This window comes from Candidatus Litorirhabdus singularis (genome assembly GCF_026262625.1).
GTDB classification, from domain to species: Bacteria; Pseudomonadota; Gammaproteobacteria; order Pseudomonadales; family Halieaceae; genus Litorirhabdus; species Litorirhabdus singularis.
This window is the reverse complement of sequence record NZ_SHNN01000001.1, coordinates 1,807,527-1,830,798: the sequence shown is the minus strand read 5'-3', so window position 1 is coordinate 1,830,798 and position 23,272 is coordinate 1,807,527. Positions and strand designations below refer to the sequence as shown.

General features: G+C 52.0%; 17 protein-coding genes and 2 pseudogenes. 10 read left to right on the top strand and 9 right to left on the bottom strand.

The window, feature by feature from the left end; genetic code table 11:
* The 3 genes from EYC98_RS08080 to EYC98_RS08070 all read right to left on the bottom strand — a co-directional run bounded on the left by EYC98_RS08080 (nucleotide 1) and on the right by EYC98_RS08070 (nucleotide 5,321).
* Entirely contained in the window at nucleotides 1-1,470 is a 1,470-nt protein-coding gene (locus EYC98_RS08080; protein ID WP_279244811.1) for an MFS transporter, read from the bottom strand.
* Between the two features lie 135 nt (nucleotides 1,471-1,605).
* Nucleotides 1,606-4,008 carry a TonB-dependent receptor gene (locus tag EYC98_RS08075; protein WP_279244810.1) on the bottom strand — a complete coding sequence of 801 codons (2,403 nt, stop codon included), beginning with the start codon at nucleotides 4,006-4,008 and terminating at the stop codon, nucleotides 1,606-1,608.
* Nucleotides 4,009-4,208: 200 nt separating this feature from the next.
* The gene (locus EYC98_RS08070; protein ID WP_279244809.1) at nucleotides 4,209-5,321 is read right to left on the bottom strand and encodes an aromatic ring-hydroxylating oxygenase subunit alpha; all 1,113 of its coding nucleotides are present in this window, start codon (nucleotides 5,319-5,321) and stop codon (nucleotides 4,209-4,211) included.
* A 178-nt stretch (nucleotides 5,322-5,499) separates the two neighbouring features.
* Here EYC98_RS08070 and EYC98_RS08065 point away from each other — a divergent pair, with 178 nt between their 5' ends.
* Nucleotides 5,500-6,678, top strand: coding sequence for an amidohydrolase family protein (locus EYC98_RS08065; protein ID WP_279244808.1), 1,179 nt, complete (start codon nucleotides 5,500-5,502; stop codon nucleotides 6,676-6,678).
* Nucleotides 6,679-6,739: 61 nt separating this feature from the next.
* Here the strand turns inward: EYC98_RS08065 and EYC98_RS08060 are convergent, their stop codons facing one another.
* Entirely contained in the window at nucleotides 6,740-7,327 is a 588-nt protein-coding gene (locus EYC98_RS08060) for a TetR/AcrR family transcriptional regulator (RefSeq protein WP_279244807.1), read from the bottom strand.
* A 363-nt stretch (nucleotides 7,328-7,690) separates the two neighbouring features.
* Between EYC98_RS08060 and EYC98_RS08055 the strand changes: the two genes are divergently transcribed.
* The 3 genes from EYC98_RS08055 (at nucleotide 7,691) to EYC98_RS08045 (ending at nucleotide 11,316) form a co-directional block, all read left to right on the top strand.
* Entirely contained in the window at nucleotides 7,691-8,881 is a 1,191-nt protein-coding gene (locus EYC98_RS08055) for an amidohydrolase family protein (protein ID WP_279244806.1), read from the top strand.
* A 137-nt stretch (nucleotides 8,882-9,018) separates the two neighbouring features.
* On the top strand, nucleotides 9,019-9,972 hold the full coding sequence (locus EYC98_RS08050; RefSeq protein WP_279244805.1) for a DUF1214 domain-containing protein: 954 nt from the start codon (nucleotides 9,019-9,021) through the stop codon (nucleotides 9,970-9,972).
* Nucleotides 9,973-10,056: 84 nt separating this feature from the next.
* Nucleotides 10,057-11,316 (top strand): serine hydrolase, encoded by a 1,260-nt coding sequence (locus EYC98_RS08045; RefSeq protein ID WP_279244804.1) that lies wholly within the window; start codon nucleotides 10,057-10,059, stop codon nucleotides 11,314-11,316.
* Nucleotides 11,317-11,510: 194 nt separating this feature from the next.
* Here the strand turns inward: EYC98_RS08045 and EYC98_RS08040 are convergent, their stop codons facing one another.
* The 3 genes and pseudogenes from EYC98_RS08040 to traF all read right to left on the bottom strand — a co-directional run bounded on the left by EYC98_RS08040 (nucleotide 11,511) and on the right by traF (nucleotide 14,671).
* Nucleotides 11,511-12,647: a serine hydrolase domain-containing protein gene (locus EYC98_RS08040; protein ID WP_279244803.1), complete on the bottom strand. Its 1,137-nt coding sequence runs from the start codon at nucleotides 12,645-12,647 to the stop codon at nucleotides 11,511-11,513.
* A 144-nt stretch (nucleotides 12,648-12,791) separates the two neighbouring features.
* Nucleotides 12,792-13,142: pseudogene (locus EYC98_RS21750) on the bottom strand (DDE-type integrase/transposase/recombinase); the annotation flags it as partial.
* Nucleotides 13,143-13,207: 65 nt separating this feature from the next.
* Nucleotides 13,208-14,671, bottom strand: a complete 1,464-nt coding sequence (gene traF / locus EYC98_RS08035; RefSeq protein WP_279244802.1) for a conjugal transfer protein TraF — start codon at nucleotides 14,669-14,671, stop codon at nucleotides 13,208-13,210.
* A 452-nt stretch (nucleotides 14,672-15,123) separates the two neighbouring features.
* Here traF and EYC98_RS08030 point away from each other — a divergent pair, with 452 nt between their 5' ends.
* Entirely contained in the window at nucleotides 15,124-15,693 is a 570-nt protein-coding gene (locus EYC98_RS08030) for a TetR/AcrR family transcriptional regulator (RefSeq protein ID WP_279244801.1), read from the top strand.
* Here the strand turns inward: EYC98_RS08030 and EYC98_RS08025 are convergent.
* Complete coding sequence (locus EYC98_RS08025) at nucleotides 15,653-17,293, bottom strand: phytoene desaturase family protein (RefSeq protein ID WP_279244800.1); 1,641 nt, start codon at nucleotides 17,291-17,293, stop codon at nucleotides 15,653-15,655. The two genes, EYC98_RS08030 and EYC98_RS08025, sit on opposite strands and share 41 nt — an antisense overlap.
* Before the next feature lie 130 nt (nucleotides 17,294-17,423).
* Here EYC98_RS08025 and EYC98_RS08020 point away from each other — a divergent pair, with 130 nt between their 5' ends.
* The gene (locus EYC98_RS08020) at nucleotides 17,424-18,626 is read left to right on the top strand and encodes a phosphotransferase (RefSeq protein ID WP_279244799.1); all 1,203 of its coding nucleotides are present in this window, start codon (nucleotides 17,424-17,426) and stop codon (nucleotides 18,624-18,626) included.
* 149 nt (nucleotides 18,627-18,775) lie between these two features.
* On the opposite strand, the pseudogene EYC98_RS21745 reads toward EYC98_RS08020, so the two are convergent.
* A pseudogene (locus tag EYC98_RS21745) lies at nucleotides 18,776-19,112 on the bottom strand (DDE-type integrase/transposase/recombinase); the annotation flags it as partial.
* Nucleotides 19,113-19,289: 177 nt separating this feature from the next.
* On the opposite strand from EYC98_RS21745, the gene EYC98_RS08010 reads away from it, so the two are divergent.
* From EYC98_RS08010 to EYC98_RS07995, 4 genes are all read left to right on the top strand, one after another.
* Nucleotides 19,290-20,732, top strand: a complete 1,443-nt coding sequence (locus tag EYC98_RS08010) for a lipopolysaccharide biosynthesis protein (RefSeq protein WP_279244797.1) — start codon at nucleotides 19,290-19,292, stop codon at nucleotides 20,730-20,732.
* Between the two features lie 104 nt (nucleotides 20,733-20,836).
* Nucleotides 20,837-21,247 carry a serine O-acetyltransferase gene (locus tag EYC98_RS08005; RefSeq protein WP_279244796.1) on the top strand — a complete coding sequence of 137 codons (411 nt, stop codon included), beginning with the start codon at nucleotides 20,837-20,839 and terminating at the stop codon, nucleotides 21,245-21,247.
* On the top strand, nucleotides 21,244-22,068 hold the full coding sequence (locus tag EYC98_RS08000) for a class I SAM-dependent methyltransferase (protein WP_279244795.1): 825 nt from the start codon (nucleotides 21,244-21,246) through the stop codon (nucleotides 22,066-22,068). Before EYC98_RS08005 ends, EYC98_RS08000 begins: the two co-directional genes overlap by 4 nt.
* Nucleotides 22,065-23,213, top strand: coding sequence for a glycosyltransferase (locus tag EYC98_RS07995; RefSeq protein WP_279244794.1), 1,149 nt, complete (start codon nucleotides 22,065-22,067; stop codon nucleotides 23,211-23,213). Before EYC98_RS08000 ends, EYC98_RS07995 begins: the two co-directional genes overlap by 4 nt.
* Nucleotides 23,214-23,272: the final 59 nt, after the last annotated feature.

Genomic DNA, 23,272 nt, shown 5'->3' with positions numbered 1-23,272 from the left:
TTACGTCTTTCTTTCCAGCTCGTTCAAAATCTCGCGATGCCTGGCTCGAGTTAGCCGATAGCGCGCATAGAATGGCAGTGCGCAAATACCGGCGATGCACATGATCGGGCCGCCGAACAAACCCAGACGCCAGATGACCTCACTGTCGACCTCACCCGGCACCGCATCAAAGGGGAAAACAATATACAGATCCAGCATTACACCACCGACTAAATGGCCAGCCGAGTTGGATGCTTTGGCAAAGAAAGCGCGTGCTGAATAGATCAAGCCTTCCTGCCGAAGGCCAATCAGAAACTCATTCTCATCCGTTATATCTCCCAACATCGACATCATCGCCACGGCTCCCGCGGCAGCGCATATCGAACCCAACAGGGCACTTAACAACAGTAGTGGCAGCAAAATCTCAGATCCATTGGCGGGCATCAAACCCAACAAGCGCAGATCTATAGGTATCTGAGTGAATACCATTAAGCCCAGAAGGCCGCCGATCAAAACCGACTTACGATCAAATTTTCTCATCAAAACGGGAGACGCACTCGCGCCGATGATAACGGCTGGGACTAACACCAGACCGAACCACTTAATTTGCTCGGGTTTCAGTTCCCAGAAATACGTCGCGATAAAGACCGATAAGGTCTCACTCAGCCCAACTGAAATCATGAGCAAGAAAAAACCTATCATCAGAAAGGCGTAGTTGGGATTAGTAAAAGCTCCTATCAGTTCTCGATAGAAACCCAGAAGCGACATGCGCGCCTGATTCTCAGGCGGCGAACTTAGATAGGGCACCCGCCCCAGCGTGCCAAGAGAACTCAGGTATATCATTACCAGAATGATCCCACAGGCGGTTACAACCACAGGTGGATACGCCGACGCGTCCAGGTGCCTGGGTACGACAGACCCATCGGCCAATACGCTTTCACCGGCAAGAAAGAAGCCCCAGACTGTAAAGGCAAATAGCGCCCCCGATACATAGCCAATGATCGCGTTGATACTGAACAGCTGGGATCGCTCATTGGGATCCTTGGTTAATTCACCGCCCAATGCGTGATGGGGAATGGTGTACAGCGTCACGAACAGGCGTGCGGATATTGTCCAAACAGCTAACCAGGCAAACAGCCACACCTGATTGGGCTCACCTGCAGCGCCGCCTGTGAGTAATTCCGGGGGGCTGAAAATCAAGTAGAGTGAAACAGCGAGTGGAATGGGAGCGGCAAAAAGAAAGGGGTGACGCCTGCCCAGCCGCGAATGCCAGCGATCAGACATCATCCCAACTAGAGGGTCGGATATAGCATCGCCGATCATGGCGAGCATGATCGCGGTGCCAATCAGTGAATTTGAAAGACCAATTGCCTGGTTGTAGTAGATGACGATGAACGTATTGAACATGCCGAGGAATACGAGCTCGCCCATTTCCCCGATTCCATAGGCCACCTTAATTCTGAATGGCAAACGTTCTGGTGCTGTCTCCATGTCGTCTCACTGCAGCTTAATAAAAATCGGATGTAGCCCTTAAGTCTACTGCAGGAGATCCAACCAGCCGCCAACACCCACTTCGGCAATGGCGGCCAGCGAAAGTACTCTCGCTGTATGACCTCTAGCTAAAGACTATTGAAATCGATAAGCCAGGGTGACGCCATAAGTGCGAGGCTGACTGGGCCAAGAGTTGACAGTACCAGGTTGGGCAACGCCGGCAAACGCTGTGTGAAAATATTCATCTTCATTCAAGTTACGCCCCCATAAGCTGGCACTGAAACCATTGGAAAAATCAATACCGGCGCTGGCATTAAAGGTACCGAGCTCCCGCATAACCCCCGGGAAACTGTCGTTGATCTCTGTTTCTTCTTCGTAAACGTAGTCGGCTCTGACAAAGCCGTTGGCGTTAGCACCCACGCTGAAATTATAAGTGGCGCTGCCAACGAGACTCCATTCAGCAATACCGCCGGGCGTGGTGCCAGACCGGTCAATCGGCGTAGTGTCACCAAAGGATGGCGGTGCGTTCTGATAGTCAACATACTCGGGGTCCAGATAGGTTCCCGCAAACCTGAACAACCAGCTTTCTGTTGGTACGTAGTTGAGGTCAAACTCAACCCCTTTAACCTCAACCTCACCGGCGTTGGTTGAAATAAATCGAACACCGTCAAAGCCCCGGGTCTGGAAATCTTCAATCTGTTGGTCGAACACAGCCAAAGTAACAAAGAAATTGTCGTAAAAAGCTTTTAGCCCAAACTCGTATACCAACGAACTCTCGGGATCAGAGAAGCGAGCGCCGTATTGCTGATTGGGCGTTTCCAGACCGGCTGCCGCAATGGCGTCCGCATCAGCGCGCAGAGGATTGGACCCTCCCAGGTCCCACGAGCTTGCTTTAAAACCAGTTGCGGCCCTGCCATAAATACTAATATTGTCATTCACTGAGTAAGCTAAACGCACCATCCAGGTGGTATCGTCATCTGACGTCTCATTTGACTCTACCGAATTGGGCAAGCCTAATTGCGGCGGTCTAAACTGGAAAGGTGCAAATGGCGCGAAGGCGCCACCCAGTACTTCTCCCAGGTCCAGAGCTGAAAAAACATCTTCATTCTTAACCTGACCAACCGTCACTTCCTTTTCATCTTTGGTGTAGTTGATCCCCGCGCTAGCGGTCAGCTTATCTGTAATATCAAAATCAGCGGTACCAAAAAATGAATAAGCTTCATTCTCTAGCTTGGATGCACTTTCAACCTCCAAACCCGGAGCGAAAAAGGTGCCAGGAGCGTAACCGGTAATAGCCTCGAGTGCACCAAGGGCTCCTCTTGATAAAGTGAACATATAATCACGCAGGTCTACGCCATATTCGGTGATGCCACCGAGTTCAATATCCTCTCGGAAGTAGTAAGCCCCCGCCATCCACTGTAACCGTGAGTCACCTGTCGATGTTAGACGGAGTTCCTGCGTGAACATTTCCGAGTTCTGGTAAGTGAGCCCGCGCCCTATGTCTACGCTTGTGTAATCAATATCCCCATCACCTTCTACATTATTTTCGCGGTAAGCAGTAATGGAGGTGAGCACAAATCCATCGAAGGCGAAATCCGCATGAATTGAAATACCACCATCATCGATTTTGTTCAATTGATCGTGGTTCAGGTAGGATTCGTAGTCGAAGGCACGCTCGGGATCAAGCGTTTGACCGCCAAGGCTTTCAATAATCGCGCCGGTAACACCAACTTCTACTGCACTTGCGGAGCAGCATACTTCGTCTATTTCACCGTAATCCGCCACCACCCTGATAGATATATCATCGGTGGGCTGCCACAGAGCCTGGCCGCGCAAATTCCATCGGTCTTTGTCATTGAGATCTTGCAGTCCGGTGAGGCTCTTGGTGTAACCATCGCGGGTGTAGCTGCTGCCTGAAAGGCTGAGAGCAACGGTATCTGACACCCCACCACTAACATAAGCCTTTACCTGGCGATGGTCATAGTTACCAACGGTCGCTTCAATCTTGGCGTCAAATTCCTGCGTCGGGGCCTTTGTCACCAGACTTATGACGCCCGCTGAAGCGTTTTTTCCAAACAACGTACTTTGGGGCCCGGCAAGCACTTCGATTCGCTCAAGCCGCGGTAAGTCCATGACTTGTGATTGCGAGCGTGGCCGGTAAACGCCATCCACGAACATGCCAATTGATGATTCTGACCCCGCCGCAGAAGCACTGGTAAAACCGCGAATAGTCATTATCGCAGCACCTGCCCTTGAACTCGGTCGCGCCCTGAAAGACGGTACCAGACTCTGCATATCAAACAAATCCACTGCATGGGTTTGCTCTAGAACATCGCCGGGAATAACAGTAATAGCTATAGCGGTGTCCTGCAGCGTCTCGGTCCGCTTGGATGCAGAGACCAGTACCTCTTCTATCAGCCTGCTGTCTTCCTCGGCCGAAACGCTGCCAGCCGTGGTCGCGAGCACAGCTGCGAACAACGCGCTTCGACGGAACAATGCCCTACTTCTTGCATCACTATTAGTATCGATATCAAACATTATCAGGCCTCTTTATATGAGTGATTTGCCAAGCTATTCATGGCTTTAGTTATTATTCACTTTGGTAACGGCATGCCTCTCACCGAGTTTGGCGCAGTGGCTGCGCGGATTCTTATTATAAATTTACACTATTAGCTTACTATTTAACTAAACATATAATAGTGACATGGAGTATGCAATAGCTATTGGCGACTTTTTGCCTAGAGGTACTCTTTTAGGTTTTGGTGAAAATGCACAATCGCTTTCTCGAAATGCCCAAAAGTCAGGTACTGATTTGCTTTGCTAGACAGAGTTTCTTGAATGCCACATGCCGCCTCACGATCTTCATCGAAACCCGCCGCCCTGACAAAATCCACATCCCGCGCTACCTCTTCAACGCCTATGGTTGCGCCATCGTGTGTACTGTTTATCATTCGATAAATAACCATTTGGGTATGTGAGGGGCTCAGAGGCTCGAATACCGTTATCGTTGTATGCTTGGAAAGAACAGAAATGACAACATTCGGAAATAGCGTATACACAGATGTCAGCATGCCATCAAGACGCCTAGCCTCAGGTGGAATCTTGCGAAGCTTCTCAATGCGCCGAAAAGGAAAAGTGATTCGAGAGTTGGGACCATAGTTTTCAACCACATTGATATTGTCGAAACCGTAAGGAGCAAAGCTCTTCTTATGCAGGGAGCGAATGTGATACCCCTCCATAGTGGTCTCGGCGATCAACTTCCAATTCGCCTCATCGGTATATTCGCTTTTGTCAAAATACTGCTGCTCGAATGTAAAAAAGTCAGGAACACTCTCAAGCGCAGACAGCTCAACCGGGCCACTCTGATTGACGTAGATCAGGCCGCCTTTTTCCAGCGCACCAACCTCCACGAGACCGTTACTCTGCAAATCAACACCCGGAAAACCCTCTTGCCCTGGGATATGCCTGAGCTGTCCATTCAGACCATATGTCCAACCGTGATAAGGACAGACAAATGAACGCGCAGAGGCGCTGTCTTTGGCCACTGGCATACCCCGGTGTCGACAGCCGTTTACAAAGGCGCGAACCAATCCATCATCCCCGCGCACAACCACGAGGGGGGTACCCGCAGCCTTTCTGGACACATAACCACCATGCTCCGGCAGCATAGCTGAGGGACAAAAGGGTATCGGCAGCCGCCGCAGCATCGCAATTTCAGATTCAAACCGCTCGTCAGATAAATAGCTGGAAACAGGTTCTCTCCAGACTGTCTCGCCAAGATCAGTGGTCTTGTTGTCTATATGACTGAGGATTCGCTCGATAATTTGCTGATCATTAAGAAGAGTAGTCATGCTGCCTCATAGTGTTCTGGCCGGTGGATAACGGTATCAAAATTTCAAATTATGTAGTTATAAAATGCGGAAACGGAGCTGAATATGCGATGACCCCCCAAAAAAGTTGCCTCACCACCTTTACTTTTAGTTTAGTATTTATATAATAGCGAGCACAAACATGCAAGGAGTAGAGAGAATGAGCACACAGCAATCACACCGCGAAGGCAGAATCATTCACGACGCCGACAGTCACATCATCGAATATCCTGGCTGGCTGGAGAGCTATTGCAGCGAATACGTTAAAGCCAACCTGAAGCCCAGCCGAATAACGGTGGACAATCCAATATTTAAGCGAATTATAGATCAGGCCGATAAGCGTCTGGCAGGCAATGATCCGGAGCTGACAGAAACGTTGAAAGCCAACATCTTTGGTGCGCGAGAAAAGCTCAATATGTGGGCTGCGTTCGGCGCGACAAAGAAAGAAGAAAGAAGCGAATCTCTCGATATAATGGGCGTAAGCTCGCAGTTGGTCTTTCCCAGCATCGCCATGGCCCGCTTTTCGCGTACCCCTGACATGGATTTAATGTACGGCGGCGCTGACGCACTCAATCGCGGTATGGCGGACTTTTGCGCAGACGACCCCCGCTTACTGGCAGTGGGCCATGTGCCCCTGAATGACCCTGAACGCGCACAGGTGTGTCTTAAAGAAGCGCTGAAGTTGGGCATTCGAACAATCTGGGTAATAGCAGACTCCGTCGAAGGCCGCTCCCCTGCTCACATAGACTACGACCCGCTCTGGGCGGTGATGGAAGAGGCCGGGGTGGCGGTTACGCTGCACATCGGTAGCGGGGTAAACATGCCACCCGATTATATGAATACCGGCGTGGAACGTGACCTGAAAGGGAGCCCGTTCAATATTGAAAGCACCAAAGCACATGACATACCTGTATTGCACCACTCCATCGAGCGCTGGCTAACCTGTATGATCTACCACGGTGTTCTGGAGCGCTTCCCGCGCCTGAAGGTCGGCATTATAGAACTGGGCGCCAATTGGCTTCCCACCATGCTGGCAAATTTGGACATTGGCCGTTTTCATCTTGGAAAGTTTGACACCAGCCTGGACAAACTTTCTCTGAAGCCATCAGAGTATATTCAGCGGCAGGTTCGCGTCGCTCCCCTGCATTTTGAAAATACCGGCTGGATTCTAAGGAATGTTGGCAAAGATATTCTGATGTTCAACACTGACTATCCGCACCCCGAGGGTGGCAGCGACCCCTTCGGTGACTATGAACGCAGCCTCGACGCCGTAGATGCCACACCACAGGAATTGGACAATTTCTACAGTAAGAACTATGAGGATTACCTGGGCTTGTAGCACTTGTGCACCCTAATTCATCGCGCGGCCAGCCCGGAGTGGTTGCCGCGCGAATTCACAGTCACTTTTTGAAGGCCTCTACACCCTTCAAAATAAAGCTGACCGTATCCTCCACCATTTTTTTTCGGCTACCACCATATCTGGCAAAGTGTCTGCCGGCTTCTTGAGAAGCGCCGGATGCCAGGGCGATAAGATGACCAGCCTGAGAGGGTGTCAAGTGGTACATCTCTTCCACAGTGTTCACCAAAAAGCGCCCAGTGTTGCGTAAATTGGCTTTCTGTTTTTCTTTGGTTACTTCGCGTACTTCCGGCTGGGCGCCCAAAATGTGGGTAATGCCGCCCAGGGATAACTCGCTGAAATTGAGGTCCACGAATAACCTCACGATATCCTCAAAATTCTCTGCTTTAGAGATCTTCTCGTAAACGTTACTTATGTACCGCTCATACTCTCTCGCCCAGAGTTCTTGTAACAACTCCAGCCGCGTATCAAAGTACTTGTATACCAATGGGTTACTAACGCCCGCCTCAGTAGCCAGCGCCTCCATGGTGAAACCAGAAAAGCCCTGATTCTGGATCAGGTCTCTGGCACTGTCGAGAAGCTGGTTTCGACGACCTTCCGGCGACAGGCGAGTGCGTTTCTTGCCACTCATAAACGCGTTTCCTTATTCATTGCGAGCTGACGATACCCTAAAGGATTAGCCCAAATCCAAGCATATAGGGTACTACCGATACCATAGAGCTTACCACCGCTTTGCAAACCCGGGACTCAATTTCGCATTGAGAATAATCTCCCTCAAGCCTGGCAAACCACAAACGAGCCGCGAGAATAGCCAGTCTATCCTTCAAAATCCGGATCACTGGCATTCGACAGACACGCCGTTGACAATACCACGCATCTACCTCTATTATAGTTTTTATATATTAAACGCTTGACACCTACACAAGCTAGGTTAGACAGCAAACCAACCGCTACCCATTTTATTCTCACGATTTCGATAGAGGACAGCGTCAGCATGAACCAGCCAACAGCACACTGCACCAACCGCACGGTACACGATGCCGATAGTCATATTACGGAGTACGACGGTTGGATGGAAGATTATGCAAGCGAGTACGTTCGAGAGAACCTTGACGAACCCTTTCTAAAAATTGAAGACATTCCCCAGTTACAGCCTGCCATTGCACAGGCCAAAAATCGTTTGGCAGGCAACGACCCAGAACTGACCGAGCAATTGAAATCAAACTTATTCGGCAGCCCCGGAAAACGCAACCTCATGGCAGCATACGGCGCGGTTAACGGAGAGGAGCGCCGTGACTCACTGGACATTGCTGGCATTAGCAGCCAGTTGGTATTTCCCGGTCTGGTATTTGCCTCTCGCTTCGCCGGCTCCAGAGATCCAAAAGTGATTTACGGCGGCAGTGAAGCCATGAATAGAGGCATGGTTGATTTTTGCGCCGCTGATAAACAGCGTCTTCTGTCGGTGGGCTACCTCTCACTACAAGACCCGGCTATGGCTTTGGAAAGTGCCAAGCAAGCCATCGACATGGGCATTAAATCGCTTTGGATGCGCTCAGATGCCTACGATGGGCGTGCGCCTTCACACATCGCCTACGATCCCATTTGGGCACTCATGGAAGAAGCCGGCGTGCCGATAGTACTGCACATTGGTAGCGGCAAGAAGTTGCCTCAGGTGTATAGAAATACGGGCGTCGAACGTGTACTCCACCCAATGTCGATGAACGTCGAAACTACTTCGCCAAAAGACCTGCCCATTTTGCACCATTCTATAGAGCGCTGGCTTACCTGCATGATCTATGACGGCGTGCTGGAGCGGTTCCCTAAGCTTAAGATTGGCCTCATTGAACTGGGCTCAAATTGGTTGCCCGCGTGTATGGCAAATCTGGACCTGGGTGTATCTGAGCTAGGCAAGTTCGATATGGGCTTGAAAGATTTGTCGATGAAACCTTCAGACTATATGAGGCGCCAAGTGAGAGCGACACCATTGCACGTGGAGGACACAGGCTGGGTACTGCGCAGCGTTGGCAAGGATATGTTGATGTTCAACACTGACTACCCTCACCCTGAAGGCGGTAGTGATCCGTTTGGCGATTTTGAACGCAGCCTTGACTTGGTCCAGGCATCACCGGAAGAGTTAGATAACTTTTACGCCAAGAACTTTGAAGACTTGATGGGACTCATTTAGCGTTCTTAAGAATGAACCCTGGCAGGATTATTTTCAGTCGTCTCTCAAGTTCTCTGGCGTGCGTGTTTTCCATGATACTGCTGACCAGCGGATTGACATCCGCTGGTCCAGCGAGCCCAGAGGAGGAAATCTCAGCCGTGATTAAAGTGAGCGCGTTGAACTACGTACGTGCCAAGACGGCCCTGCAGTTTGACAAATACTATGCCAGTGCAGGTGACATAAATCGATTTAGTCATTCACGTAACGTTGCTGGCCTCGAGAATCGAAGCAGTAAGCGACTTAATCGAGACACGCTTTACAGCGTTGCTATTGTTGATATCAGTGAAGGTGCAGTGGTGGAAATGCCGGAAGCGGCCGGACGATACATGTCGCTGCAAGTGGTTAATGAGGAAGGCTACACCAATGCCGTGTTCCACGGCGGCGGTAGCTATAAACTGGATATGAACCAGTTCGAAACCTCCTATGTCTGGCTATTGGTGCGAACTTTGGTATCTCCAGAGATCACCAACGATATAGAAGTTGCTAGAGTTCTGCAGGACCAGCTGGCGATTCAGAGCCAGTCTGACAGACCCTATCAGCATCCCGCTTATGACGCGGAAAGTTTTGGCGCTACAACGGAGCATTTGTTGGCGCTTGGAAAAGGTTTGGAGGACAACGCGGGGGCAGCGGGCTCCAGGGAAGAAGTCGATCCGATTAAACAACTACTGGCCTCAGCTTATGGCTTCGGTACGCTGCCTGAACGTGAGTCCCTGCTCCTGACAGTGAACCCGGATTTGCCGCACACGGGCGCCTACGTGCTGACAGTTAAAGATGTCCCTGTGGATGGATTCTGGTCATTGGCAATGTACAACAAAGACGGCTATTTTGAGCAAAATGACTATGGGTCCTACGGTGTGTCGGATCAATCCGCGGAAAAGAATGCCGATGGATCGATCACCATACATTTCGGCGGAGACCCTCAAAGTAGCAACTACATTCCGCTGACAGATGGCTGGAACTATGTGGTTAGGTTGTATCGCCCACTAGAAGAAATCCTTAGTGGTGACTGGACGTTCCCCGAAGTGAGTGAGCTACACCGCCCACGCCTGTGATGTAAATTACCCATCAATTTCAACCTGAGCGCGATGGTCTGCGTACTTACGATCAGGGCAGTCAGCGACAAGGAACTATTCTCGATGAAGACCTCCACTAAACTCACATTACTTATCATCACTATTGCCCTTGCGCTAGCCACTTGGCTCGTCACCTCATGGCAGAGCGGTCAGGTCGATAGAATAATGACTATGATGGACGTCGATAGAAACGGCGTAATTCAAACCGAAGAACTGTCGCCATTGATGCGTTTGCGAATCAGCGAGCTCGATATCGACGGCAACGGTGATTTGGGGCCTAGTGAGGTCGCAGCGTATATACGGTCCTCCATCTTCAATGTAATACGACACAAGTGGCGCGCGCGTGGGTTGCCCGAATATCCTGATAACGTCGAGAGAGAATCACTGCAGGTGGCGCTAGATGAAATGGTGGAGGTTCTCGAGTTGCCTGGTGCCGTGATGCTTGTAGGCAGAAATGGTGGTGAGCAGATTCGGGTTAGCTCCGGTGATTTTGATGCCAATAAGGTTGTATCGGTTGCATCAGCGAGCAAATGGGTTAGCTCTGCGGTATTGATGCGCCTGGTTGAGCAGGGCGTACTCACCCTGGATGCTCCGCTGAATACTTATATTCCCGAATTAGACGGACACTGGGCAAACGCAACACTGCGACAGTTATTGAGCCACTCGAGCGGGGCCGGCCCGGGCCATGCCATTGAAAACCCTCCGAGCATGTCTTACAGAGCACACTTTGAGCAGCTGATTCAAATACCGGTGAAGAATGAACCAGGAGTTAAGTTTTCCTATGGCGGCATCTCAATGCAGATCGCGGGCTATATTGCAGAGCAGGCATCCGGTAAGCGCTGGTCGCAACTCTTTGATGAGTTGGTCGCAACCCCCGCGGGAATGGAACACAGCACTTACGGCCATCCGTTTTGGTACAGTCCTGGCGTCGAGATTCAGTCACCGAATCTTGCAGGTGGCCTGTATGCTTCCGGCCAGGACTATTTTAATTTTCTAACAGCTGTGTCTGCCGATGGAATGGAACGCCGCTTGCTGACTGAGGACAGCACTGGACAAATGGAGAGCGACCAGACTTCGACGTTGGTTCACCACAGTGAGCGCGGACCATTACCCGAGGACTGGTTTTACGGGCTCGGCCTATGGTGCGAATCTCCGCTTGAGGGGCGCTGTACAAAGATAAACAGCGCGGGTGCGTTTGGCACATTTCCCTGGATTGATCGAAAATCAGGAACCTATGGCGTGTTGGTAACCATGGGTTCTCTAGCGGAAGTTATGCCCTTTGCACTGAATTTGCGTCGCCTGGCGATTGAGCTGGAGCGCTAGCGAGGCACTGGCAAGTTAACGTGACGTCATGGACCGACACTACACAAACAGGGTTCAGATAAGCAGAAATGCGTCACCAGCTCCCGTTTTTGGCTGAAATTCACCGAATCTTTCGCGCTACCCCCCAACTTTTCGCGAAAAAGAAGTTAACTTGTCAGTAACGTCGCGAGCGTCGAGTGCAGCGACTGGGCGCGTTAAGGCGCAACAGCGTCGATCGCTTCCTCAATCAGAGGGATGAGTTGGCTGATCGCACCGCCACTGCCGATACTGCCCCGAGCACCCGAATACTCTTCAAACAATATCACACCGGCGTATTGGCGCTCGGTGTCGATCCAGGCCACCGAACCGTAGAAGCCCGCATCGGTAAACAGGGTGACTTCGCCACCATCGACAGGCGTCTCCAACCACCAACCCATGCCATAACCGGGCTGATCAGTTCTGGCGATGCGCATAAACTTTACCGCTTCTTCCGATAACACCCGGTTGTCGCCGCACAGCCCCCCACTCAGGTGTAACGACAGCAGTTTGGCGTAGTCGTCCAGATTGCTCATCATGCCGCCTTCCATGTTGGGGTTGTCCAGCCCTCCCAGACTTTCCGCATTGCCGTCCCACCCTGCCGCATTAGAGAGATTGTTACCGTAGGTTGCGACCTCCAGTCCGCAGGGTGCACCGATGTAGGCGTCCCACAGCTGGTTCCAGGAGCTGCCGCCGACCACTTCGGCCACAGCACCTGCAAGTTGCCACTGGGAGCCGCCGTATTCAAAGGCGGTATTGGCCGGAGTGCTCTCCAGCGCTGGCAGTGGCGTGGTGTAAAGGGTTTCAGCGCAGGCTTGCAGAGTCCCAAACGGGAGGTACTGGCAAATGTGGGCCTGATAGTCATCGGGGCGGGTGAAAAGATTGACTAGGCCAGGTATTCCCGAGCGGTTGGACATCAGGTGCTCAGTGGTAATGTCGGCGTCCCAAACGCCCATCCAGGGCAGGTAGTTCGCGATAGGTGCATCGATGGCAAACTCGACATTGTCGTCGTCTTCCGCCAGTGCCATCAGCAGCATTACCGTCGGTACTTTCGAGGTGGATGCCAACAACACCAGGTCTTCTCCGTCCTGGTCACCAAACGCGCCCTTGTGAACGATACCGTTGGCCCGGTCAACGATCACATAAGAACCACCCGGGAAGGCCGCCTCGGTTTGGACAAAGCCCTCCAGCCACGCGTCAGCCGCAGAAAAATCGGCGTCACTATAGTTTGGCACGGTTACATCGTTGTCGTTGTTGTTGGACCCGCCGCAAGCGGCGAGGGTGAGTGCCAAAAGACTAATTGGTAATAATCGCATATCCCGATACCCTAATTTTGGCCGGGGAAGTTATCATTTATTTTCTGTTGGGTGAAGTCCGATGCTGCAAGGAAAGTGGACACAACCTGCGCAAGGGTTTAGACAAGTTAAATTCCTAAAACCAGCCAAATGTAACGCCTGACGTCAAACAACCGCCATTCCCCAATCTGTAAACGCAGCTACCCTGAGATTCCGAAGCTGTACTGCGCTGATGAGATGCCTACCAAGATTGACTAAATTAGTAGCGACAGCATGAGCATCCAGAAACCTCTGAGCCTGCCTGATCGATTGGAACTTGCGGGATGTGGGACCACGCATCCCCCGCTCCCTTACCCTGGTCGCCTCGTGTGACTGCTCTGCCCGATTATTCTCATACTGCTGCGTAGTGTGGATCGTGTCTGGCATCACTTCCCCATGGGCTACGGGTTAGCTACGCAACTTAACCGTCACGATCGTTCTTGGCTGAGTGCCACTAGATCGGAGCAGGCGTCTGAAGGTGTTATGCGTCGATTCTATCAATTACAGCGCTTTAACGTGGCAATACCCCTCAGATTAGTATGCTAGAAACTGATGTCGAAACCCATACTCGCGATCAATCCCTGGGGCAACTTGGTTCCGTTGATTTTGACCTGTTCGAGAGATGAAGCAATATCGATATTCAGGATCTTGAATGCGGTTACTCCGACACTCAGGTACTTGAGCTCCGTCCCCGCGAGGTTCTGCCGATATCCGAAACGTACGCCGGGTAGCCACCAGCTATCTATCACGTAACCAGCGCTCATCGTCAACCACTGAAAATCATCACCAACCGGGTCTTCTACGTTATTCGCATCGAGGCCAAGGTTGACTGTCAACTTGCGGTTGGTCGTGAAGTAAGAGGCCTCGATCTTTAGCTGGCGCTCCATCGTATAGTGCTTGTCTTTTTGCAGAAAACTAATGACGACTTGATCGGAGTAAGATGATATATCGACATCGGGATATTCAAATTTTGGTTCATTGATGTTGGTAAGGGTGGCACCAAGCTGGTAATTACGCGCGACCCAAAGTGTGCCAAAATCAACCCCAAAACCCTTGTCATGTACAAAATTACTGTTCCGAAGCGAGTCGAATATCTCTTCAGAGTCTGTGAAATCCCCGAAACGAACGCTGAAGCGCGACAACCCCACGTTGTAGTATTTGCCCTCAATGCCGAGGAACAGGTTACCTTGCTTGGACTGTTTGGCTAACCAGCCGTAGCCGACTGAAAGCTCGAAGGTTTTTACCGCCTTGGTTAAAAATGAACTATCGTTAGCGAAATTTATGCCATAGCTTCCAGTGGCCTGGTCGACAAGAATATTAACATCTCCAGACACGTCATAGAGCCTGGGTTTTCCATCCGGCGTTTGACTCGGATCGTAATCGTTTTTGATGTCTTCCAGTACTTTGTCGAAATCGAATTCGATCGGCCGAACAAAACCGTAAGCCTTGGATGTACCGGACCAGTTGACACCTAGTGTCCAGGCGCCACCCAGTAATTCGGTTCCTATAACGAATGGTATATCGGCAGAAACGAAAGCCTTGCCGTAACCTTCGACCGAGATAAGCGCAAGAATGGCGGCCTGGGCGGTAACTTCTTTGGCGATGTCATCAACGATTTCGTTGAAATTGGGAGCATTGGTGTCGATGATGTTACCGATATCGATAGGCTCCTTGGGATTCTCGGGCGCCGCACCTGACTCACCACCCGGGTCACTTGGCTCGAAGCCTTTTGACAAGTCATCGATGGTATCGAAGAGCTCCTGCACATTGCCATACTCAATGCCAGCAACACCCGAGACAACGGTGCCACTGGTCGCTTTGCCTCCACCACGGTATACGTCAGCCGCCGCTGCGGCCGGGTTGCTCGTCGCAGAAAGTACCCGCTGTCCATGGGTTACGTTGCCATAGGTAAGGTTCGCCCCCGGCGGTTGATACACCGGTTCAGCCGACACGGCTATCGTATGAAACAAGGTGATGAGTAAAAATAAGAGACGCGTAGCAGACATTAAATTAAGGATGCTTGAAACTGACGCAAAATGACGCAGATTCTACCAGAGTAACCTAACCTATCATGATTCAAGAACCTGGATTTATCTGCTGACATTCATCAATCACTGTTTCAGGACAATGGTTATTATCAGACTCATTTTTCCAGATTGCAAAAGGGTTTTGACAAGTCAAATTCCTGAACCCAGCCAAATGTAACGCCTGGCCTCGAACAACCGCCATTCCCCAATCTGTAAACGCTGCTGCCCTGAGAGTGCTGGCAAGTTAACTTGTCAGTACCGTCCAAAAGGACCGGTTGCGCCCACGACGCTGTTCATCAGTTTCACAGGCACAGGTAGTTGAACCAACTGCGCGCTCATGCTCGGGCCACCCCGCGGCCGCCGGATGATCGGACAAAAACTGGAATCTGTTTTAAACTGCAATCCACGATAACTGATGCCTCGCTGGAAAAATGAGTAAAAACCCTGAAACCACGATCCTGAACGCCGCCCATAAGTGCTACCTGAAGGATGGTATCAGCAAGACAGGTATGCGCGAAGTCGCGCTCGCCGCAGGCGTGGCGCGCTCCACCCTGTACCGGTATTTTCCCAGCCGCGACGATGTGCTGGTGGCCGTCATTAAACAGGAAATGGATGCCGCCAACAGATCTATACAGTCCCGCTTATCGCGATATAGCGAGCCCCAAGATATCATTGTCGAAGGCCTGATTCTGGCGCTGCGCGAAATACCTCGCCGCCCACTGTTAAGAGCCGTCTTCGCCTCAGACGAGGACGCCACTGCCAGACGCATTGTCTGGGGATCGCAGCTCATTGTCGGATTTGGCGAAGAGCTGATGGAGAATGTTATTGGCCCCGCTTTGGCAGTCGGACTGCTGAAAAACGAGGTCAAACCCGAGATCATGATCGAGTGGGTTTACCGTGTGCTGCTGTCGTTCCTGACCCTGCCAAGCAACTGGATCAGGAACGACAAACAACTGCGCACTACGCTGCACGCTCTGCTGGTGCCGGTTTTGCTGCACTAACTCCATCACCGGACTCACCCACTGCCTGCGCCAGCGCCAACACTTCGTGGGCGCAGTTATAGCCCGGCAAGAAAGTGACGCCCGGACCCGGGTGGCAAGATGCCCCACACAGAAACAGATTTTTAACCGGCGTTACGTGACCGGTGCCCTCAATCAGGCAGCGATCGCCGATCATCTGCTCCGGGTGCAACAAGCCGTGCGTCCAGTCGCCATTGGTGACGCCCTGCATGCTGGCAAAATGGTCTGAGGAAAAGATAGCCGTATCCACCAGCAATTCCCGGAAGTCCGGCATATGCATGGATATGTGATCGATAATCAGTTCGCCCATCCGATCGCGCAGCTTGCCCCGCTGCCCCTTGGGCGCATCGCAGGGAAAGTAAAAACCGTAGGCGCTGCCGATATGGTAGCCCTCAGGCGCCAGACTCGGATCCATCACGGTGGGAAACTGGTAGGCCAGCGGCACCTGTTCCGGCAACTCTCCGCGCAGACAACTCTCGTAGCACGCCTGCATGACCTCTGGGTCGAGCACCATGGCACCGCCAAAACGACACTCTTTGGTCCGGTTGAGCTTTTCCAGGCGCGGCGCAAAGTGGGGCAAGCCCTTCAACTTAAAGAGCATGTGCACAAACGCGCCACGATGTTCGAAATCGTCAACGCGTTGCTGCACCTCCTGACCCAGCGGGTAATCTGGAAGCAGACCCGCAAACGTGGCAGGTTTATCGAGATTGGAGATCACCACGTTGGCCATAAGCTGCTCGCCGGACTTGAGTTCAACACCCGTCACCCGGTCTCCATCAAGCACAATACGGCTGACGCGCTGCTTAAGGCGGATTTCTCCGCCCATCGACTCGATCTGCGACGCCAGGGACTCAGACAACTTGCCCATCCCCCCTTTCACGCGCTGCATCATTCCCTCGGAACCCTCCTGCGCCATGGTATAGATGAGGCACAAACCGGAGCCGGGCGTATAGGGCCCCTTGTAGGTCGCCTGAACGGCGGCAAACGCCATGTTGGCGCGCAACTCCCGGTGCTTTACCTGATCAGGGAAGAAGCGGTCGATGATATCCATGGCCGAGCCTTTGAAAGCGAGTTCCAACTGCTCCCGCTTCGCCTCGGTCGGTGCCTCGGCAATCAAGTCTTCAAGATTGCGTGGCGCTTTTCGGGCCGTAAACCGATCCAGAACCTGGGCCGGGTACTCGCAAAATTTCAACAGGCGCACGAAACCCAGCATCGCTCCCGGACCAAAGCCAAGCAACAGGTTGAACGCCAACTTGAGGGGGTTCTTGTAAAACACCAGCGGACGTCCATCTTCACCACTGAGGTTCACCGCCATCACCGGCAGGGGAATCATCTCAACCCCGTGGCCCTCGAAATCAAAATAGTGCTTTACCTCACTGGAGAGCGGAAACATGACGCTGGCGCCCACTTCATTCTGGCAGCCTTTGAGGATTTCACGGGTACCCCCCATGCCGCCTACGTAGTTATTTTTTTCGAGCACCAGCACGCGCTGCCCGTTACGGGCCAGAACGGTGGCTGCGGCCAATCCATTGTGGCCCGCTCCTATGACGATCGCATCGAATGCTCTTTCCTGGTTTGACATGGTATTCAACCCGTTACATTGTGGTTTCAACGTTTGGAACACTATCGGACATATTATATATTATGTCCGATACCGGCAAGTAGGCGTAGGCATAGTCACGCCGGCTAGCAAGACTCATACGGAGCAGAGCATGAAGTTGTCACAACAGTGGGTAATTACCAGACAACTGGGGCGCAGCCTGGCCCGCGTCGCAGCCGATGCGGCGCGCCCTCAGGCAGCGCTGCCGCTGTCTGAAGCGCAAGTCGCAGACCCCCTGTTTCTGCAGGGCCTGCTGAGCCAGTATGGACTGGGAAAATATTCAGGTATCGAGGGCATAGACGCCGTGCGCCTGCTGGATATCCGATCGGTCAGCAGCAACTGTAATAACCGTGTACTGGAACTAGACTATGCTGATAAAAGCGCGCCCTGGCCGCGCACCATGTTCCTGAAAATGCCGGTACGCAGCTTCGCCACCCGGGTATTTATGGGAGCCATCATGTCCTGGGAGTTGGAGTGCGAGTTCTACCGCAAGGTAGCACCGCGCCTGCCCGTGCGAACACCGACCGCCTACGCCATGGCAAATCGTGGCTCGCGCATGCTCATGCTCATGGAAAACCTCTACGAAGATCCCTCCGTGGTACTGCACACCAACCCCGAGATGATTGCGGGTTCATCACTGGATACGGCAAGGAAATGTTTGCAGACATTGGCGCGGATACACGCGGAGTTTCACGATATCTCCAAAGCGGAAAGAGACACCTTATTGCCTCCGGCCATGCAGCCCTTTACCTCACCGGTGATGCGAGCACTCACACCCATGATGGGAAGGGCCGCGCTCAATAATTGTCGCAAGCGAGCTGACCTGGCTTTGTCAGCCGAGCACATCGAATGGTACGAGAAGGCCCTGGCTCACTGGGACCAACTGGTTGACTGGTGGAGCCAGGGGCCGCTGACGCTGGTGCATGGCGATTCCCATATCGGCAATCACTTCGGTCATGGCGACGATGCGGGCATGCTTGACTGGCAGGCAGCGCAGTGGGGCAAAGGCATTCGCGATGTACAGTATTTTCTGACTGACTCGCTGCCGGCGGATGTGCTCGCCGAGAATGAAGAGGCGCTGGTGAGGTACTACTTGGAAATGCTTGCAGAGAACGGCGTGCAGCTGGAGTTCGCGGAGACCTGGTACCAGTACCGAAGCTTCTCCTTCCAGACCTGGATGACAATCGTGGTCTCAATGGGGTTCGCAGTGATGACTGAAGACATGAATGAGGTCATGCCCGAGATTCATCGGCGCTGTATCGCCTCAATCCAGAGACTGGAGCTTGGAACCCTGCTGGCAGAAATTCTGGACTAACGAAGTTTGCTGGTATTGAAGCGCTTGATGGTGAAGAGGCCACCCAGCGGGAAGTCACCGTCCTCAAGCATTACCGTAATTCCACCTCAGGTGTTCTACTGGTTCTAACAAGTTAACTTCCTGAAGCCAGCCAAATGTAACGCCTGATCTTAAGCAACCGCCAGTCCCCAATCTGTAAACGCAGCTGCCCCGAGAGTCCGATGATGTTCTGCGCTGATGAGATGCCTACCAAGATTGAAAAGATTACTAACCGCCGCATGAGGCCCCAAAAAATCGCTGCGCCTGACGCACTGATTTGAACTTCCGGGATGCCGGACCACGCATCCCCCGCTCCCTGCCCCTCGTCGCTTCATGCGATTGCTCGGCCCGCTCATTCTCATACCGTTGAGTACTGTGGATCGTGCCTGGCATCAACTCTCGCAGGGCGACTGGATAGCTCAGCAACTTATCCGTCACGATCTTCCGTGGCTCAGTGCCTAAGCGCCTCGTGAAATCGACCACTGATTCGATATTCTCAAGACACAATAACAATTAGTGCATGAAGCTGATATATAATGGGCATCGTCCTCAAGCCAAAGTAGTCTACAGCACTCGATATGAGTTTCTCTTCGCGACTTAAAGCTATTCGGCTGACCGCCTGGTGAAAACTCTGAGTAGGCCAGAATGACCGAAAAGAAAGCCGAGATGGAATCATCCCTTACTCATCTTGGTGCCCGAGCCTTTGCCTGGGATTTGGGGGGGCAGGCGTCTGGGCAGTTAATGCACATCCTGATTCGACTTGTGCTGGCCCGACTGCTGGTTCCGGAGGACTTTGGTCTGGTGGCGATTGCCATGTTGGTCATCAGCTTCTCCTGGTGGTTCATGGATCTGGGCTTTGGTGCGTTTTTAATCCAGTGCAAGGCCGTGACTGAGCAGCATAAATCTACAGCATTTTGGTCGAATGGGATCTTGGCGCTGCTGGTGTGTTTTCTTATGGTGGCTTTGGCGCCGGCGCTTGCGGAGTTTTTTCAGAACCCGGAACTGACACTCATTATTATCGCGCTGAGCCTGCGCAATATTCTATCTTTCCCCGAAAGTACCATGACAGCTTTGTTGCAAAAGGAACTGAATTTTCGCCCGATCGCGCTGCGCAAATTGGTAGCAACGTTTATCGGCGGCAGTTGTGGGATAGTGGCAGCACTGACGGGGTTTGGCGTGTGGGCCTTGGTGGTGGACAGTCTGATGCGTGCTGCCATCGGCTCACTGTTGTTGTACGCGCAATCTGGCTGGAAGCCGAAGTTTCTGTTCGACCAGCATGCTTTCAAGGAAATGTGGGAGTACAGTCGATTTTTGCTATTGGCGCGATTTACGTCCTACGTCAGTCGGAATCTGGATACTTTGATTATTGGACGAGCCCTGGGGGCCTATAGTCTGGGGCTGTATAACGTCGCGTACCAGTTTGTACTTTTTCCGCTGCTCCATTTTTCGCGAAGTGTAAACAATGTGCTGTTTTCGGTGTTTTCAAAACTGGGCAGTGATTCGGCTCGAATCAGCGAGCTCTTCATAACCAGCAGCTGGTGTGTAGCGGCCCTGGTTTTTCCGCCGATGACCGTCATCGCTCTATATTCGGAACAGGTTATCGATGTCCTGTTGGGCCAGCAATGGGCTGATACTGCAGCACTGGTACCTTATATGTGTGGAGTCGGTTGTATTCAAACCTTGTATTCCCTGCTGCCTTCGCTCTACCAGTCTCAGGCCAGAACCCGTCAATTTTCCCGCTTTGTACTGGTAAATGCGCTCGCTATAGCGGGCGCCCTGCTCGCTGGTGCCCAGTACGGTATTCTGGGGGTTGCCCAGGCCTATTTAATTGCGTCACTGATTGTGTTTCCATTCCAGATATTTTATGCGCTGAGGCTATTGCAGGTCGATATTATGGCTTATCTTGCGGGGCTACTGAGGGCGATCGGGCTAACGATTGTGGTGGTCATGCCGGTTCTGATATTCGGGGAGACAATGACGGAGATTGGCTGGTCTGCTGCCGTATACCTGGGTTTGGGTGTGGCTATGTATGGTCTGTTGGTGTGGTATTCGGTTAAACAGTTGATGGAGGTTAGATTGTCCCGGTGAAACTTGTTTCCGACACAGTGCGAGAGGACGTTGGTCATTATTGTGGTAATGACTACCTAAGCGTCCGATTTTATCTCAGACTCCTGTTCAGTTTAGGTTTGCATGTGATTTTAATCTATCGCCTGGGCCATTATCTTACCGTCAGTGGCTCGGTCTTTCGTTTCCTGAATCAACCACTCAAATATTTGATGCAGGTGCTGTCAGGCTGCCATATTGATTTTTCCGCGGAGATCGGTCAGCGCTTGCATTTGGCGCACCCCAGCGGCGTGATCATCGGAAAGGGAGTTCGTATTGGCGATGATGTGGTCCTGTATCAGCACGTCACCCTGGGCGGACGATCAAAACTCAACCCCGAGTATCCGGTGGTGGCTAATGCAGCCACTCTGTATGCGAATTGCGTGGTATTGGGAGCAGTTAGTATTGGCGAACAGGCCACGGTTGGCGCATGTTGTCTGGTGCTGGAAAATATTCCTGCCAATGCCACTGTATACGGTACCCCCGGTAAGATAGCGTGAGCGAATCGCGAGGCGAGGTATTTTACGACGAGGCCAAGGCTTGCTTGGCTTATATACAGGAACCTGCCACGGCGGAGTTCTGGGACGGACTCTGGGATAGTCAATTCGAAACTGACCTGATCAAGCCTTTCCCTCGGCGCGGCACTTTTGTGTCCAACGCAACTCAAAAGTACCTGGCTCCCGGCAGCCATATTTTGGAGGGCGGCTGCGGTACCGCTTTTCATAGCAGGCACTTGCACTCTTTAGGTTACCGTACCATCGCTCTGGACTTTGCCCCGGCAACGGTCAATCGCCTGAGCGCCCGTTTGCCTGAGGTGAACCCGGTGTTGGGCGATGTGGGTTCGCTGCCTTTTCGAGATGGCTCTCTCGATGGCTATTGGTCCTTGGGGGTCATCGAGCATTTCTATGACGGTTATGGCAAATTTCTAACTGAGATGGCGCGGGTTGTGCGCCCCCAAGGCTATGTTTTTGTGACTTTTCCCTACATGAGTCCGTTACGTCGTATGCTCAACCGGTTAAATTATTACCCGCCTTTACAACCGCAAGCAATTCGCAAGTTCTACCAGTTCGCATTGGACCCGGAGCGGGTTATCAAGGATTTTCAATCCAGTCACTTCACATTGATAGAGCAACAGCCGTTGCTGGGTTTATCGGGGTTTGAGGATACATTTCCTGTGTTTAGCCGGTTATTCAGCCTGTTGCGAAAAAAGAACGTGGCTTGTCGAAGTCTTAATTTTTTGCTGAATAAGCTGCTGCAGCCTTGGTCTGGACATATGGTTTTGCTCGTTATGCAGCGACAAATCGACAGTGAATCCGGGTGAAGGTACTGTTCGTCATAGATACGCTGGAAGTCGGTGGCGCGGAGAAAAGCCTGTTAGCAATTGCCTCAGGGTTTACCGAAGTGCAGCCTGTTATGTGTCATTTATACGCTGGAGATACGCTGGCCGCTGATTATCACGCTGCCGGTATAGAGGTTGAGTCACTCAACCTGAAGGGGAAATATCAATTCATGGCGGCGATATCGGGGTTGAGAAAATTGATCCGCCGCATTCAACCGGACCTGGTTCACTCTACCTTGTTCAGATCAGATGTAGCTGCACGCTGTGCAGCTGCTTTGGAACATGTTCCGCTGGTCAATAGCTTCGTGTTGGACAGTTATTCACCCAAGCGTCGTAACGGTATGAAGCTGCTGCAAAGACTGAAGCATGATTCGGTGAGGTTGATCGATCGCTACAGTGCCGGCCTGGTGTCACAATTTACGGCGAATTCACATGCTATCAAGAGCACCAACTGTCAATATCTGGGAGTGGCGGAATCCAGGGTCGAGGTTATTTATCGCGGCCGAAAAATCAGCCCATGTTTGCCTGTCCCGGATGAAATGCAGCGCGCCAAGAAATTGTCGGAGTTGGATGTGGACCCTTCTGGCACGGTGATTGTTGCTGTGGCGCGGCTTTATGAGCATAAGGGCCATGCAGAGCTTCTTGCTGCTTTCAAGATGGCGTGCAGTGTCCACAAAAATGTACATTTAATTATCGTTGGGGATGGACCGGAGCGTGCAGCTATTTCAGGTCTGGTGGCAGCATTGGGTTTGCAGGGTGTTGTGTCACTGTTGGGCGCTCGCTCCGACGTTATTCAAATTTTGGCCGCAGCTGATCTGTTTGTGTCGGCTTCTCGCAATGAAGGAATGCCTGGTGCTGTTATTGAAGCGATGTTGTGCGCTTTGCCGGTGGTTTTGTCTGACATCGCGGTTCATAAGGAAATGTTAGATGGCGAAACCGATGTTTCACTATATCCGTTAGGCGATGTTGCAGGGCTGGCGCTGACTATTGGGCGTTTCCTGGACGCCCCCCAGATCCGACAATTGCATGGCTGGCAAAATTATTCCAGGGCGCGTGCGTTGTTTGATATTGAATCGATTAGCGCGCAGACCGAAGCACTTTATCAAAAGGTGTTGGAGAGATTTTGATGGAGCCCTTAAAGTCGATGAAAGCCGTTTTATGGCCTTCGGTAAGATCTGCATTTACG